Consider the following 13,704-nt stretch of genomic DNA (forward strand, 5'->3'; position numbering starts at 1 on the left):
CTTCCGGTTGTCTGATAAAGGCCGTCAGGGTAATGGGAAGTGTGGGGGGATTCCATAGGGCGAGGCGTTGTGAGACGGCTCGCCCGTTTCCAGACGTTCAAGCCCTTATCGAATCTGCTTGCCCACATTAAACCGAAGCAACATCAGCGCCGCATCGCAGGCATCGCCGGCATAGTGGCTTTTGCTGAACGCCTGGGCATTCACCGTGGCCCCATCGAGCAGCATCATGATGTAGGTCGCGAGGGTTCTCGCGGTCTCGGGCGTGTGGTGGCGGGCTATCTCGTGTTCTACCAGCGCATGCAGTTTGTGCTTGTAGTCCAGGGCGATCTCGCGGATGTCGGAGTGCTCCGGGTATTCGGCCACCGCGCGGCCGAACAGGCAGCCGGCGAAGCTGGTGGAGCAGAACCACTGGCCACGCCAATCGAAGATCGAAATGATCTTTTCTTCCAGGCTGGGCTTTTCATCCATGCGCGTCTTCAATTGCTCGATCAGATGCGCCGAGCGTTGCGTCAAGACGGTTTTGACCAGGTCTTCCTTGCCGTTGAAATTACGGTACATCGTCATTCTGGCGACGCCCGATGCTTCGATGATCCAGTCGACGCCTACGGGGTGGAAACCGTGCTGGGAAAACAGGCCGGTAGCAGTGTCGACGACATGCTGCTTCTTCGATACGGACAACTCGGAACTCCAGGTTCAAGTAGTTGGGATGGGCGAAAACCGTAACATTATGATATAGACCAGTCTATCTCAGTCTCGATTCGGTGTTTCGCCCATATGTCGCAAAACCTCAGGTAAAGCTCACGGTGTCCCCGCCGTCTACGGCCAGTACCGTGCCGCTGATCATCGGGTTGGTGGCCAGCAGCAGGGCCGCCGAGGCGATGTCTTCCGGCCGGGCGATGCGTTTGACAGGCAGTGATTGGCTGCGTTGGCGCATTTTCTGTACCAGTGCTTCGGGGTGCATGCCGGTGTCGACAAAACCCGGGGACAGCACGTTGACGCGCACCGGCGAGAGTTCGCTGGCAAGCCCACGGGCAAACCCTTCGATACCGGCGTTGACCGCGCTGATCAGTGCCGTCTGCGGCCCGGCGCGCTGGGCAAAACGCCCAGAGACCAGGGTCAGCGAGCCATCCTCGTCAAAAGGTGCCAGCCGGGCAATGTGGTACGCCGCCCAGAACTTGCTGTCGAAGATGCGCTGCGCATCCTCCAGCGCAACGCTGCGCACCGGGCCGAACGTCAGCGAGGCGGCGGTGACAATGATGTGCTTCCAGCGCGTGGGCCGGGCAAAAAAGCGCTCCAGTTCGGCCGGCTGCGTGACGTCCAGTGGCACGGTGGCAACGTCGGCGCCGATGTCGTGCGCCGCCTGGCTTAGCCGCGCGGCACTGCGCCCGGCCAGGGTGACTGTGGCACCTTGCTGGTGGAACAGTTTGGCGATGGCAAAGCCGATACCGGCGGAGCCGCCGATGACCAGCACCTGGGTATTGCGCTCAAGCGTAGGCATGGTGGTATTCCTCCTGTGGCAAAGGGTGTGTGAGCGGGTAATCGAAAATCAACATCTCGCACAACGCACGCAAGCGCGGGCGAAAGCCTGCGTGCAACGGGTGTTCTCGCCAGCCGGGGAGTACGGATTCGTCGGTAAAGGTGAGGATAAAACCCTGGTCGTAACCCAGCGAGCGGTCGCCGCTGTCGGCAATCACCTCCACCGCGACCAGGCCGGGCACGCGGCCGGGAAAGCCGTGCAGTTCCTGCAGCAGCGTCGAGACGGCCGGGGCGTCGGGGCTTTTGAGTAAAACGATGCGCTTATACATGGACGTTCTCCCATTCGATCAAATTGCTCAGGCGCGGGCCGCTGTCGAACTCGCACACCACGGTATCGCCGTGGCTGAGGTGGATGCCGGCGTCGGCACTGTTGCGATCGGCGCCCATATAGAGGTAGATCAGCGTGCCGGGCAGGCGCAGTGACGGGTGCTGCCACAGGGTGTCGAACAGGTCATCGGCGTCATAACACAGGCAGGAAAGGCCGGTGCTGAAGCGCTGTTCCCAGTGCAGGTCGCCCGCGCGGTAGATGGAGGTTGTGCCCCTGATCAGGTCGGGCAGCGGCTGCCAATACAGCAGGTGGGAAATGGCGCTGGGCTGCAACTTGGCGTAGGCCAGGTAGTTGCGCTTGGATTTGGCCAGGGCGATATCGGTAAGGTCGTTGCCGAAGGTGTAGCCGATGTAGTCCGGGCGGCCGTTGTCGGCCACCAGAAACAGCGCCACCACTTCCGCCTCTTCACACGCCGACAGCGCGCCGCGACTCATGCGCAGCACATCGCCGCTGCGCTTGAGCGTGTCGGCAAAGCCCTTGATAAAAAAGGCCGGGCGCTCGTCGCTTTCCGGTGGCTGCGCGACTTTGCTCTGGTGGGTCAAACCAAAGCCGCACACCACGCCCTGGCGCGGGTCGGGCGGCAGCAGGCATGGCAGCAGCTCGAAGCCTGCGAGGTCGGTAACCGTCAACGGCGCTGGCGAGTGTTCGCGCAGATACGCCAGTGGCCCACCGGGGAATTCGCGCGCCGGTGTGTCGCGCAACAACGCATACAGGTCGGCGACCGGGTAGAGGCTGTACTGCCCGCTGGTGCCGGGGCTGGTGACGTAGCGCTGGCCGTCCCGCACGCATTCAAAAATGATCGACATGGGCAAGCTCCTAGAGGGTCTTGATTTCAAGCAGGGCGGGTTTGCCGTGGGTTTCCATATAGGCCAGGCAATCGGCGATCTTTTCTTGAATCGCCGCCGGGGTGTCGGCGCTGCCGGGGCTATAGAGGTCGAAGGTTTTCGCCAGGGCGACAAAATCCACTTCGTTTTCAAGGAAGCTGGTGCCCAGGTTGGACAGGTCGCTGGGCCGGTGGCGCAGGTCGGCAATGCGTTCGGCATGTTGCTTGGAATTGAGGTAGAGGCGGTTGTTGATCACCAGCACCAGCAACGGAATGTCGTAGGCCGACAAGGTCCACAGGGCGCTCGGCGTATAGAGCAAATCGCCATCGGATTGCAGGTTCACGCTCAGCCGGCCCGTGCCCTTGTGGGCAACGGCCGCGCCGATGGCTGCACCCAGGCCATAACCCAGCCCGGCACCACCGCTCATGCCGATATACGCCTCGCTGCGATCGATCGGCCAGAGCTGGCGCACCAGCGTGTCGATGGTCACGCTCCCGGTGTTGGTGAGTACCCAGCGCTGGTGCCCGATGGCTTCGTGGATAGCGATCAGTGCCTGGGCGATGGTCAGACCATCGGCAGGTTGAGTGACCTGTGCAAGCAACGCCTGGCGGCGCACCTGCTTGTGCGCCGTAATACGCGCGATGCGCTCATTGACCAAGGCCTGCGCCGTGCTATCGCGGCGTTCGGCGGATGCCTGCACCGCCTCGGCAATACGGGCGATGGAGGCGACCACGTTGGCGTGCAGGGCCAGGTCGGCGCACACCAGTTTCTGGCTGTCGGCCACCCAACTGCTGATGAGCAGCGAATGGGTGCCCAGGGTGGCGATGTACAAACCTGGGTGGGGTTTTTGCCCGGAGTTGGCCAGCAGGCCATACAGGTCCTGGACTTCCAAGGCCAACAGAAAATCGCATTCGCCCAGCAGGTGCGCATCATGGTCCTGGAACACCAGAGGGTGGGTGTTGGGCACGTTATAGCGGCCATTGCGGGAAATCACCGCAGCACCGGTGAGGCTGGCGATGCCCAGCAACTGCTCGGCCTGCTGATCGTCGAGTGCGGCGTAGTCGATGGCGATGACGGGGTGTTGCGCGCTCATCAACTGGGTGACCAGTTCGGCCAGTTGCTGGTCATCCAGCGCCGGCAAGCGTTCCGGGCGCACCGGCCCGGCGGGCAGCGAGAGCCCGTTGGCCAGTGACTCTTCCTGAACCGCACTGTCGATGGCCACATAGCACGGGGCATGGGGCTCGGCGGCGCAGAGTTTGAGCGCGCGTTGCACCGACTCCAGGGTGGCGGCCTGGGACACTGGCATGTCGGTCCATTTGGTGTAGCCCGAGAGAATTTTATCGATGCTCTGGGACGTGTGGATCCAGTCGATCCACGGGCGCCGCAGGGCCGCATCGATCGGACCGTTGCCGCCCAATACCAGCAAGGGCACGCGGTCGCACCAGGCGTTGAAGATGGCCATGCTCGCGTGTTGCAGGCCGATATTGGCATGTACCAATACCGCCATTTGCTTGCCGCTGGCCTTGTAATAACCGTGGGCCATGGCCACCGAGATTTCTTCATGGCAGCACATCAGGATGGCCGGCACGGCAGGGTCGGGGTGATGCACCAGCGAGTCATGAATGCCGCGAAATGACGCGCCGGGGTTGAAGCAGACGTACTCGATGCCCTGGTTGATCAACAGATCCACAAGCAAATCGGAAAAATACTTCATCGCGCACGCTCCATGTGGTGGGGCAAATAAGTGTGTTGGTCCGCGCCGAGGGCGCAGCGGTAGGGCAGTACGTGGGCGGTCAACCGCCCGCCAAGGCCCGGTTGCATATGGGCTGGCAGGTGAATGGCGTTGTGTTGCCGGTCTATCGCCGGCATGGGGTCGAGCAGGTGGTCGTCGAAGAAGCGGTCGTGCTGGCCGGCCTCCACGCCGATAAAACCGTCAAAGGCCGCCAGCAGTGCGCGGTGGGCGGCAATCAGCGGGCCGACTTCAGCGACCTGCACGCCCAGGTAAACCGGCAGGCCCCAGCGGCGGCATTGCTCGAGCATTTTTGCGCTGCTGAGCAAGCCACCGCACTTGGCAATGCGCAGGTTCACCGCATCCAGCGCCTGGTGTTGCCAGGCGCGTTCCAGGCTCAGGGCCGAGGTGACCGACTCGTCGAGCATGATCGGCACGCCATGCTTGAGGCGCGCCTGGCGGTAATCCTCCAGGCTGCCGCGCGGCAAGGGCTCCTCGAACAGCGCCACGCCGAGCTCGCGAAACTGCCGGGCGCTGCTGTGCAGTTGCGCGGGTGACCAGCTCATGTTCGGGTCGACATACAGCGCCAGGTTCGGCGCCAGCGCCTTGATGCTGCCCAGGCGCTCTTTATTGGCCTGGGCATCGCCGGCCAGTTTGAGCTTGAGCGAGCGCAACGGTTTGCGCTGTTCGAGGAACGCTTGCACCGGTTGCGACAGGTCGAGCACCTGGGTGATGTTGACCTGGGCGGGCAGGCTGCGGCGTGCCGTCGGCGCCGTCTCGGTGATGCGCAGCAGGTAGGCGGACAAGGGCAGGCCGGCCTGTTGCGCCAGGGTGTCGAGCAGCGCCATTTCCACCAGGCAGCGGGTATTGTTGCCCAGGCTTGCATCGTCCTCGCCGGGCAGGCCGTGCTCATAAAGCGCACGGCCTCGGTCGACCGGGTCGCCGCTGGCCAATGCTTTTGCCAGATGCGCGAAGTCAAGGCTGCGCAGTTGGGTCAGCACCGACTCGCAGTCCTCGCCGGTCACGTAGCGGCGCGGCGCGCATTCACCGATCCCGGTAAAGGCACCGAGCGTCCAACTGAGCACCACACTGTCTGAGCTGAGGCGTCGGTGGGCGCCATGCACGAACGGGTTGGCCATGGGCTGGCGCACGAGGTAGACCTCAGGCGGCGTCATAGGCGTAGCGTCCGTTGGCTTTGACGAAGTCGGCGGTGAACTGCACGACCTGCCCCATGGCCGGGGTAAAAAACAGGTAGTGCTTGTCCTGGTTCACCAGCAGGGTCGAGCCGTTGCGGCACAGGCGCTGGAAGTGGCCCACCGTGGCATTCACATCCACCAGCGGGTCTTTATTAGCGCAGATAAACAGGCTGGGCGCGTCGATAGGGCGGGCGTCGGCCGCCAGGTAAACCTTCTCCAGGGCCAGCAACTTCTTGCGTTCGCGATGCTCCAGGTGAGTGGTCGCCAGCGCGTCGTTACGGATAAATTCGACCAGGTGCGGGTTGGCGGTGAAGTCTTCGGCGTCGAGGCCCGAATCCCACAGGCTTTGCCGGTCGTCCAGGTCGATACTGGCGCGCTCCTGCTCACTCAAGCGGTCGTGCATCTTGCCCAGCCACGCCGAGCAGATCACCAGATTGTCATAGGGCAATTGCGCGTAGCTGCTGCTTGCGATGGCCGCCAGCACCGACCCGCCCAGGCAGTGGCCGAACAGGCACAGCGGAATGTCGTCGGGCACTTCACGGCGGATGTGCTCGATGGCTGCCGCCGCATCTGCGTGCAGCGTGCGCACATCCGGGAAGCCATGTTTCTGGCCGCTGCTGATGCCGCACCCTTCGCGGTCAAGGGCGTAAAACGCGATGCCCAGGTTGGCGAAGGCGTTGCCCACCGACCACAGCCAGCCAGCGTGGCTTTGCAGGCCATGAAAATACAAAATCGCCCCTTGCGGCCGCTGGGGGCGCCAGGCGTGCAGGGCCATGCGCCGATCTGCCTGAGCCAAGTGGTGAACTTCACGCGCAATGCTGTGTGCAAACAAGTGCATATTCATGAGTGCCTCTCAAGATCAGAATTGCTGGATGCCCAGCAGGGACAGGTCCGGTTGGAAGGGCTTGTATTTGATCTGCAGGGTTTTCCTCGCGGCCTTCTCGCGCTCGATGGCCATGGAGATCGCGTTGCCGGGCACCGTGATGACCTTGATTTGCCCCAGGCGCTTGCTGGAGCGCTTGGACTCGTACTCGATATTGATCGCCTGCAAGTGCCCGTCGAGCAGTTGGCTGAGGGTTTGCGACTCGCCGCACGACGCGCCGCCGGCCTCGATGGCGACGGCGTAGTAAGGCGTTTCGTGCCAGACCGGAGCGCACAGGTACAGCCCGGCATTGGGAATGCCGCACATCTGCACGGCTTCGTGCAGCTGGGTCTCGGTGATTTTTTCGCCGGTGAAGGAGTGCATGACGCCGTTGCGGCGGCTGAAACTGATGCGCGGCACGCCACGGTAATAGCCGTGCACGCGGTAAATATCACCGGTGTACATACGGACCATGCCGTTGCCCTGCCACATGACCAGGTGGTATTCGTCGCCTTCTTTGAGTTGGTCCAGGGCAACGGTTTCCGGTTGCGCCTGGTCGCGTACCAGTGCATCCATGTCCACCGACACGGGGATGAACTCGAAGAACGCCTGGTCCACCGCCAGTGGTTGGCTGTCCTGGTCAGCGTCGACTGGCAAGGTCACCACGCCTTCGGTACCGCACGACATGAAGGGCAGCACCTTGGCCTGCCCCATGATCCGCTCCAGCTGTGGCTTGTAGAGTTTGGCCGACGCCGCCGTCCAGCAACTGAAGCGCTCAAGCCCCGGCCATACATCGGTCAGCGACACCCCGTCAGCCGCGAGCACCGTCTCCAGCCGTCGCGCGGCAGCCGGGTCGGCTGCGCGCAAAAGGCTGCCGGTGTGGGCGCCGTCATGCAGGTCACGCAGCAGACGTTCGCGGTTTTCCAGCAGGCTGTGGTGCAGGGAAAGCAGGGTGCTGGGGTTGATCGCGGTGAGCAGCCTTACGTCTTCGCCCAAGGTCCACAGCAGCCGGGCGTACATCTTCTGTTCATGGCTGGCATCTTGGGTCGGCGTGAACCAGGGGGCTTCATACCAGGGCGGGTTCCAGTCGCCGCTGCCGATTTGCGGGTGGCGGTTGCTGATGGCCTGGTAGGGCAGGCCTTCCACGTATTCGTTACTCGGGTCACGCACGGTCTGGGTGTCCAGCGTGGCCCAGGGGTTGGCATGCAGCGCCGGGTAGTCATGGCCAAAAAAGCCCCACATGGCCTGGATGGCGGGCACCCGGTACTGGCGGATCCAGTGCAACGTGTAAGGAATGCGCTTGGACTGGCCGGTGGTGCCGCTGGTCTTGAGCCAGCGCACCACTGGGCTGCAGCTGAGTATCCCGCCTTTTTGCTGGCCTTCACGCACCAGGATTTCGCGGAACCCTTCGTAGGTCATGACCGGGATGTTGGTGCGGGTGATGCGGCCGTTGCAGTGGCTGACCTGAAAGCCGTTTTCCTTCCAGAACAGCGATTTCTGGCACACCGAAATGATGTCCTCAAGCACGTGTTCCTGTGCCCGGAGGGGTTTGTCGAGCCTTTCCAAATAGTTCGCTTGCGCTTGGGCGCATTCAGCTTTGAAGGTCGGCACCCTGCGTTCCCAATGGCCGATCCAAGAGTCCATCTTGCCCATGCGTTCGTCCTCGATCACGTGAAAGGAAAGAGAGACTGGTATGTCTCTGTTGTGAGTGTTTAGTCCCTCAAATTTTATGTGTCAATATGTTTCTTGTTCTTGGATCCAATCATTTGGTTTGTATGACGAGATTAATCTGGTGCCTGTTTTGTTGATTAAATTCCTGTTATTTATACGTTTTTAGGGGGCGTTCAGGATTGTTCTTGCGGCGTTGAGGCGAAAATTAAATTTTATTTATCGAAGTTTTGTGTTGACGGAGAAGCGATTTTTTGAAAATTATGTAGAACGATCAGTATCACAAGGAGGGCGATTCCATGGTTTCCAGGATCACATTGGGTACTCAAGGGCTGCGTGTCGGCCGCATCGGCCTTGGCTGCATGGGCATGAGCCAGTGGTATGGCGCTACCGATGACAACGAATCGGTGCGAACCCTGCACCGTGCGCTGGAGCTGGGCGTGGACTTCTTCGACTCGGCCGAGGCATACGGGCCGTTTACCAACGAGCGGCTGTTGCAGCGCGCGTTTGCCGGTCGGCGTGAAGAGGTGGTGATCGCCACCAAGTTTGGTTTCCGCATCGTCGACGGCCAGATCGTTGGCGTCGACAGCTCGCAGGGCAATCTGCAAAAGGTCGTCGAGGCCTCCCTCAAACGGCTGGGCACCGACCACATTGATGTGCTGTATCAGCACCGGCTCGACCCCACCATTCCCATCGAAGAGGTGGTAGGCGCGATGGGGCGCCTTGTTGATCAGGGCAAGGTCAAGTACCTGGGCCTCTGTGAGGTGGGGACAAGCACGATCGAGCGCGCCCATAACACCCACCCGATCTCTGTAGTCCAGGGCGAGTACTCGTTGTGGGAGCGCAATGTCGAGCAAGAGATCTTGCCGCTGCTGCACAACCTGGGGATCGGCTACGTCGCGTTCTGCCCCTTGGGCCGAGGTTTTTTGACCGGCAAGGCCGTCAGCGCCGCGAACTACGACGCCAATGACTTCCGCCAGCAGGACCCGCGCTTTCGCGAAGAAAATTTCGCGGCCAACACTTTTCTGACCGAGTCGATTCTGGCGCTGGCCGCGTCCTGGTCGATGACGCCCGCGCAATTGGCGCTGGCCTGGCTGCTGACGCGCAGCCCGCACCTGGCGGTGATCCCCGGCACCAAGCGTGTGGCCTACCTGGAAGAAAACGTCGCCGCCGACGACTGCGTGCTCAGCGCTGAACAGCTTCAGGCGATCGAGGCCTTGCTGGGGCAGTGGGCGGTTGCCGGTGAGCGCTACGAGCAGCGAATGATGCAGTTCATCGACCGATAGGCACTGCCAGGGAGGCCAGCCATGCAACCGCACCGCTTGCTCGACGAAACGGAACAGCGCTTTCACCAGAACTTTTTGCAACGTAACGGCAACACGCAGGTGACCTCGTTGCTGACGGTGCCTGGGTGTGTGGGCCCTGTGCAGGCCCGCAAAGCGTTCGCGCAATTGGTGGCGGAGTATCCGTTCCTGCACCAGAAGATTGTGCCGGTCGGTGATGACCGGTACGGGTTCGTACCGGTCGACAATCACGTGCAGTCGTCGACCAGCACGACGCCACCGTCGCGGCGTACCGACGTGTTGCTCAAGCTTGAATTGAACCGCTTGCTGGGGGATCAAGAGGGCTGGCGCGCGTTAGTGGTTGCCGATGCCGAGATCAACCAGACCCATATTCTGCTGACACGTAACCATGCGATCTCCGACGGTTACAGCACCGCCAGGCTGGTCAACAGCCTGGCCGGTTACCTCGGCGCGACGCCCGCGAGCCTCGATAGCCGGGTGTCGCAGGCGTTCCATATCCGCCTGAAGCATTGGCGCGGGTCACCCCTTGAGACGGGTAAAGCCAGCTACGCCGATTTTGTCCGGCTGCAGGTCAGCCGAAAGGCCACCGAACGCCTGGATCAACTGCGCGCGTCGTCTGGCTTCACCACCAATGCCATTTGGGGCGGGGTGCTGGCCCACAGTTATCAGAGCTTTGCGGATGTGCCGGCGTTCGACTTGTTCACCGCGTATTCACTGCGTGAACCCGCCAGCCATGGCCATCCGTTGACCAAGGCCTGCCTGATCGACGTGCGCAGAACCACCTTTGCACGGCAAAACCCAGGCGTGCTCGGCTGTATTGAGCGCTATGCGCAGGCGGTCGCCGAGGGCCGCGCGCAACTGGGCGCACCCCCGACCAGTGCGGCCAACGACAGCCCGCGGCCCGCGCTGGCCTTTACCAATACCGGGCCGCTGGACCGCTTCTTGACTCACCCCGCGCCGGCTGTGCTCGGCTTCTCAACCCTGGTTAACCGCTCCGGCGGCAACTACGACTTCGTCCTGCACCTGGGCAGATTCAATGGCAACTGGCATGCGGCGCTGGCGTTCAGTTCGCTGAAAGTCGAACGCGCTACGGCGCTGGCGTTCAAGGCGCAGCTCGAGGCGACCCTGGAGTCGCTGCCGGCTGCGCTCCACACCTCCTGAGGAATTGATAATGGATACTTCCAGTCATAAGAAGTTGACCCTGTTCGCCACCTGCCTTGGCTTTGTGGTGGTGCTGCTCGATGTGAGCGTGGTCAACGTGGCCCTTGAAAGCTTCAAGGCCGAGTTCGCCACCGACGTGCTGCAACTGCAATGGATCGTCAACGCCTACACGCTGTTGTTTGCCTCGTTTTTGCTGACCGGTGGCGCGTTGGGTGACCGGTTTGGCCACAAGAAAATCTTCCTGTGGGGGTATGCGGTCTTTACCTTGGCCTCGCTCGGCTGCGGCCTGGCGGACACCTTGCCCACGCTGATCGGCTTTCGCGCGCTGCAAGGTATCGGCGCGGCACTGTTGGTGCCCACTTCCCTGGCGCTGGTGCGAATTACCTTTGAGGTGCCCGCCGAACGCAGCAAGGCCATTGCCTTGTGGGCGGGCGTCGCCGGTATCGCGCTGGCCGCCGGCCCGGTGGTGGGCGGTTTGCTGATTGGTGTGTTCGGCTGGCGCAGCATCTTTTTCATCAACTTGCCCATTGGCCTGATCGGCATCGTGTTGTGCCTGATCAATGCGCCACGTATCCCGGCCAATCACAAAGGCGGTTTCGATTTGTGGGGGCAGTTGCTGGCATTGTTTACCTTGGCCAACTTGACCTACGCGGTGATCGAGCTGGGCCGCCAGAACGGTGTCGATCTGCGCGTTGCGGTGCATGCCGTGTGCTTTGTCGGCGGCCTGCTCGGGTTTTTGTGGGTCGAGTCGCGCACGGCCCGGCCGATGGTGCCGCTCGCGGTGTTCAACAACGCAGCGTTCAGCCTGGCCTCGATACTGGGCGTGATCGTCAACTTCGTGTTCTACGGGCTGATTTTTGTGTTCAGCATCTTTTTACAGCAGGTCAATCACTACTCGGTGATCAATACCGGGCTGGCCTTTATCCCCATGACCGGCGTGCTGTTTTTCGGCAATCAGCTGGCTGCCCGCTGGCTGCCCAAGCTGGGTGAGCGGCGCCTGCTGGCGCTGGGCCTGGCCATCGCGCTGCTCGGCGTGGTGGCACTGACGCCATTCGTGGGGGGCGCGCCATACGCCAACATCGCCGTGCAAATGTTTGTGATCGGCTTCGGTATTTCACTCACGGTGCCGACCCTGACCGCCACCGCCGTCAACCACGTCAGCAGTGACAAGTCCGGCGTGGCCTCGGCCATCGTCAATGCCTCGCGCCAAGTGGGTGGCCTGATCGGAGTGGCCATCTTCAGCCTGTTGATCAACGTGACCGATGCAGCCCAGTTCGGCCACGGGTTCGCCCAAGTTATCGCCTTGTCCGCGCTGCTGTTGGCCGCAGGCTGGGCGTTGACGCTCGTGTTGTTGCGCAAGCAACCCCTGGCCGCGCAATCGGCCGCCTGAAGCAGTGCTCAATAAACCCTGGAAGCAATGGAGATTGAACATGCAAGCAGTCATGAAGACCGAGGCAAATTCCGGCTACGCGCCGCGCCAACTGGATGCCCAGCAAATCCTGGATTTTCGGGCCAATGGGTGGATGAAACTGGAAAACGTGATCAACGCCGAGACGGTGCAGATGTTGCTCCAGGAGGCCAAGACCCGCATGGGCGAGGTGGCGCGCACGGTCGACCGCAACGACCCGGGCAAGCAGATCGAGAATGCCTACCGCTGGTATGCGCGCTGGGATGAAGTCTCCAGTACTTGCCCGCAGATCAAGGCGCTCAGCCATTCGCCGCAGCTGGCCAGCATTGCTTCGCAACTGGTGGGCGAGGAAGTGCGGTTCTATTCCGACCACGTGTTCGCCAAGAACCCCGAGTCCGAGGCCGGTGGCGACACACCTTGGCACCAGGACTTTCCCCACCACCCGCTGGATCGGCAGGGCGCGTTGAATATCTGGATTGCACTGGTCGACCTGACGCCGGAAATGGGCACCATGCAGTTTCTCAGCCGCAGCCATCGGGCGGGCATGCTGGGGCGTTACTTCAACCGCCGCGATAACGTGACCTTGCTCGACGAGCACCCGTGGGTGCTGGACGAGTTCGAGATGTCGCCGCCGATTGCACTCAAGGCCGGCGATGCCACCGTGCACGACATGAACGTGATCCATGCGGCGCCCGCCAACAGCTCCAATGTGCCGCGCTGGGTGTATTCCACCCTGTGGCTGCCGGTGTCGGCGCGCTACACCGGCGCCTCGAACCATCGCACCGACCCGCTTGGGCTGACGCTCGACATGCCGATGGAGCACCCCAAGTTTCCCGTTATCCCGACCCGTTGACAGCCGTGTACTCCGGCCGGCGCTTGCCGGTCGGCGTTCTATTACGTGAGGGGAACTGCACATGCCACATGTCTATCTTGAGTACACCGCCGGGGTGGCTGACGAGGTTGATTTCAAAAGTGCCTGCCAGCGTCTGCATCGAACACTGGTCGAGGTGTCGGGGTTGCGACTGGACCTGGTCAAAACCCGCCTGGTCAGCTACGACCACGCGTTCGTTGGCGATTGTGACGAGCGCCAGCATTTCATCCACCTCAACGTCTCCACGGTGACCGGCAAGGCCGGTGACGATGAGCAGCGACGCGCGCTCAGCACGGCGCTGCTCGAAGTGATGGCCGATATCTTCGCGCCTGCGCTGCTGCGACATAAGGTTGATCTGTCGGTGCAAGTCACCGAGGTTCCGGCCAGTGGTTATGTGCGCAAGCGATCGGCGACCTTACTGCCGTAAATGCTATGTAAATAACCAATGCCGTTATTCACAAGCGTGTTCCGTTGCAGTCAGTTCGATGAAAAGTTTTTTATAACCTTATGTCGTAACAGTATTGGTCTTTGAGATTTTTGCGATGTACTAATCGCTGCGTAATCACGCCGGGATCCAGAGAGATCAAGCCGTTCTCATGCCAGGCTGTCACACCACTTGGAACATAACCAGGACGGTGGCTCATGGATGATCAACAGATAATAGAAGAAATAAGAGAGTGGTTTACCAGTTGCCTGGGGTGTGCGGCCGGGCGACGGGAGTTCAGTAAAAATCGTTATATGTTGGCGGTTGCGCGGACCACGCAAGATGTCAGGGATAGTTTTGAGGCGTATGTACGCGCCCTTGAAGCTCGAGAAG

At 61.6% G+C, this 13,704-nt stretch carries 13 protein-coding genes; 5 read left to right on the forward strand and 8 right to left on the reverse strand.

What is annotated here, in order from left to right:
• Positions 1-105 precede the first annotated feature (105 nt).
• The 8 genes from ASE80_RS06800 to ASE80_RS06835 all read right to left on the reverse strand — a co-directional run bounded on the left by ASE80_RS06800 (position 106) and on the right by ASE80_RS06835 (position 8,128).
• Positions 106-678, reverse strand: coding sequence for a TetR/AcrR family transcriptional regulator (locus ASE80_RS06800; protein WP_056858245.1), 573 nt, complete (start codon positions 676-678; stop codon positions 106-108).
• 109 nt (positions 679-787) lie between these two features.
• On the reverse strand, positions 788-1,498 hold the full coding sequence (locus tag ASE80_RS06805; protein WP_056858246.1) for an SDR family oxidoreductase: 711 nt from the start codon (positions 1,496-1,498) through the stop codon (positions 788-790).
• The gene (locus ASE80_RS06810; protein ID WP_056858247.1) at positions 1,485-1,805 is read right to left on the reverse strand and encodes a Dabb family protein; all 321 of its coding nucleotides are present in this window, start codon (positions 1,803-1,805) and stop codon (positions 1,485-1,487) included. The genes ASE80_RS06805 and ASE80_RS06810 overlap by 14 nt, the downstream gene beginning before the upstream one ends.
• The gene (locus tag ASE80_RS06815; RefSeq protein ID WP_056858248.1) at positions 1,798-2,670 is read right to left on the reverse strand and encodes a hypothetical protein; all 873 of its coding nucleotides are present in this window, start codon (positions 2,668-2,670) and stop codon (positions 1,798-1,800) included. The genes ASE80_RS06810 and ASE80_RS06815 overlap by 8 nt, the downstream gene beginning before the upstream one ends.
• Positions 2,671-2,680: 10 nt before the next feature.
• Positions 2,681-4,402, reverse strand: coding sequence for a thiamine pyrophosphate-binding protein (locus ASE80_RS06820; protein WP_056858249.1), 1,722 nt, complete (start codon positions 4,400-4,402; stop codon positions 2,681-2,683).
• The gene (locus ASE80_RS06825; RefSeq protein WP_056858250.1) at positions 4,399-5,592 is read right to left on the reverse strand and encodes an enolase C-terminal domain-like protein; all 1,194 of its coding nucleotides are present in this window, start codon (positions 5,590-5,592) and stop codon (positions 4,399-4,401) included. The genes ASE80_RS06820 and ASE80_RS06825 overlap by 4 nt, the downstream gene beginning before the upstream one ends.
• Positions 5,579-6,457, reverse strand: a complete 879-nt coding sequence (locus tag ASE80_RS06830) for an alpha/beta hydrolase (protein ID WP_056858251.1) — start codon at positions 6,455-6,457, stop codon at positions 5,579-5,581. Before ASE80_RS06830 ends, ASE80_RS06825 begins: the two co-directional genes overlap by 14 nt.
• A gap of 15 nt (positions 6,458-6,472) precedes the next feature.
• Positions 6,473-8,128: a GH3 family domain-containing protein gene (locus tag ASE80_RS06835; protein ID WP_056858252.1), complete on the reverse strand. Its 1,656-nt coding sequence runs from the start codon at positions 8,126-8,128 to the stop codon at positions 6,473-6,475.
• 314 nt (positions 8,129-8,442) lie between these two features.
• On the opposite strand from ASE80_RS06835, the gene ASE80_RS06840 reads away from it, so the two are divergent.
• The 5 genes from ASE80_RS06840 to ASE80_RS06860 all read left to right on the forward strand — a co-directional run bounded on the left by ASE80_RS06840 (position 8,443) and on the right by ASE80_RS06860 (position 13,314).
• Positions 8,443-9,429 carry an aldo/keto reductase gene (locus ASE80_RS06840; RefSeq protein WP_056858253.1) on the forward strand — a complete coding sequence of 329 codons (987 nt, stop codon included), beginning with the start codon at positions 8,443-8,445 and terminating at the stop codon, positions 9,427-9,429.
• Positions 9,430-9,450: 21 nt separating this feature from the next.
• Positions 9,451-10,608 (forward strand): hypothetical protein, encoded by a 1,158-nt coding sequence (locus ASE80_RS06845; RefSeq protein WP_056858254.1) that lies wholly within the window; start codon positions 9,451-9,453, stop codon positions 10,606-10,608.
• Positions 10,609-10,618: 10 nt separating this feature from the next.
• Positions 10,619-11,998, forward strand: a complete 1,380-nt coding sequence (locus tag ASE80_RS06850; RefSeq protein WP_056858255.1) for an MFS transporter — start codon at positions 10,619-10,621, stop codon at positions 11,996-11,998.
• A 40-nt stretch (positions 11,999-12,038) separates the two neighbouring features.
• Complete coding sequence (locus tag ASE80_RS06855) at positions 12,039-12,869, forward strand: phytanoyl-CoA dioxygenase family protein (RefSeq protein WP_056858256.1); 831 nt, start codon at positions 12,039-12,041, stop codon at positions 12,867-12,869.
• A gap of 61 nt (positions 12,870-12,930) precedes the next feature.
• Positions 12,931-13,314 carry a 5-carboxymethyl-2-hydroxymuconate isomerase gene (locus tag ASE80_RS06860; RefSeq protein WP_056858257.1) on the forward strand — a complete coding sequence of 128 codons (384 nt, stop codon included), beginning with the start codon at positions 12,931-12,933 and terminating at the stop codon, positions 13,312-13,314.
• The last annotated feature ends 390 nt before the right edge of the window (positions 13,315-13,704 follow it).

The organism is Pseudomonas sp. Leaf15 (genome assembly GCF_001421425.1).
Classification (GTDB): domain Bacteria; phylum Pseudomonadota; class Gammaproteobacteria; order Pseudomonadales; family Pseudomonadaceae; genus Aquipseudomonas; species Aquipseudomonas salomonii.